Raw genomic sequence first — 1496 nt, 5'->3', positions numbered from 1 at the left:
CTCAGCCTCCCGCAGCACCCCGACAATCTGCTCTTCCGTAAACCGTATCCGCTTCATCAATCCGTCCTTCCATCAGGCCGGACTCTAATCGCATCTGGAGGAAAATCAGGGGGTCAGGTCACCGCGAGCTTGTGAACGGCTGAGTCCCTTAGCCGTCGCGTTTGCGATGCGGCGGGCGTATTCATCCTTGTAAATTCGTGTCCGCCGCATCCCGATCTCCGTTGAAGCCGGGAACGGGACTGACTCGATAGATCGATTCCATTTTCATCAAACGAGACGCATCGGTCGCTGTTGTCTTATGCGGACACTATGACGAACGCCGATCTTGCCGAACAATTGAACGATGCGCTTGGGTTGACCGGATCGAACGCGGTTACGCCGAACGTCATTCGTCAGTGGGTGCTTTGGGATTTGCTGCCAAAAGCGACGATCAAGGATCAAAAGAGGGGCGATTGGACCCGCGACGCTCGGTCGCTACGTCGCGCTACGCGACTGGCCGAACTCCGAAAGTTAGGGGTAAAAAGGGAAACGGCCTTTATCGTGCAAGCCTATCTCGAATGGGGGCACGGCGAATTCAATCGAGTGCGCGAGGCTGCCTTAAGTGAATTGCGCCGCAGCGCTGCATTGATACGCAAGGCGGTCACATCTGATACCCAATTTGATAATTACAGCGACTTGTCCGGAACGCGACAGCGTGCATTGCGGCGTCAAGGCGGGCCGTTGGATAATCGATTTCGCGGCACCGTATTTGAACAATCGCGAGAGTTTTACGCTTGGGCACTCAAATTCGTTTTAGGCGATGCAGCGCAAATCGATAAATATACCCTGATGATAGGTAGCGCATTGTCGAAATTAGCTGCTCCAATGGACAGCATACCGACCGAAAGACTTTCACTGTCACTTGTTGCATCGGTTGGCGGCTTGTTTGGCGATGCTGAGGAAGTTGATGATGCCGGTGAGACGGCATTAAGCAATTCCAGCGAACGAGATTTCCGCGTTGCGCGTTTGGAATGGAAAAAACTGACCCGCATATTGAGGCCGGAATTCGACTGGACGCAGTTCGGGTCTTTTGCCGAAATGCTAAATCCGTTCCGGACCGTCATAAGCGCAATTGGCCCTCAGATTACGGTCGGCAATTTCGCTGTTTCCGGATTTACCGCCCTCATAAAAAAGCGCATCGATGCTCCGGAATTAATCCTCAATTGTTGAGACAATGCCGCCAATTTCCGCTAATTCCGACCTATGTTTTACGACGCCAATTTAGCAATTCCCGATAATTCCAATTGGGCAATTCGCTCGCAAAAATGGCAGGCCGAAAACGATAGCGCCGTCCCGAAAAGACGACGGCGCGAACGCAACGAAACGCCACTAATCCTATGCGGTCATGGCGTGTCGCTGAGGGTGGAAAGCGGTGCACTCGTTATCCGCGATGGCTTCACCCATTATCCGCAACAGCAAGCCAAGCATCGCCTCTATCCCGGCCATCGCGACACGCC

2 protein-coding genes are annotated in these 1496 nt (G+C 53.4%); both read left to right on the top strand.

Annotated elements, in window-relative coordinates; genetic code table 11:
* The first annotated feature begins 309 nt into the window (after positions 1 to 309).
* Positions 310 to 1209: a hypothetical protein gene (locus ACM9ME_RS15335; protein ID WP_415644328.1), complete on the top strand. Its 900-nt coding sequence runs from the start codon at positions 310 to 312 to the stop codon at positions 1207 to 1209.
* Positions 1210 to 1242: 33 nt separating this feature from the next.
* Positions 1243 to 1496 (top strand): hypothetical protein (locus ACM9ME_RS15330; protein WP_415644327.1); only part of this gene is annotated, 254 nt, incomplete at its 3' end.

The sequence above is a fragment of the Sphingomonas antarctica genome (genome assembly GCF_965137005.1).
Classification (GTDB): Bacteria; Pseudomonadota; Alphaproteobacteria; order Sphingomonadales; family Sphingomonadaceae; genus Sphingomonas_O; species Sphingomonas_O antarctica.
The sequence above is the reverse complement of the archived record's forward strand: the minus strand, read 5'-3'. Positions and strand labels throughout refer to the sequence as shown.

Coding starts and splice junctions, on each gene's coding strand:
- ACM9ME_RS15335 (WP_415644328.1), top strand. CDS start 310: ATGACGAACGCCGATCTTGCCGAACAATTGAACGATGCGCTTGGGTTG.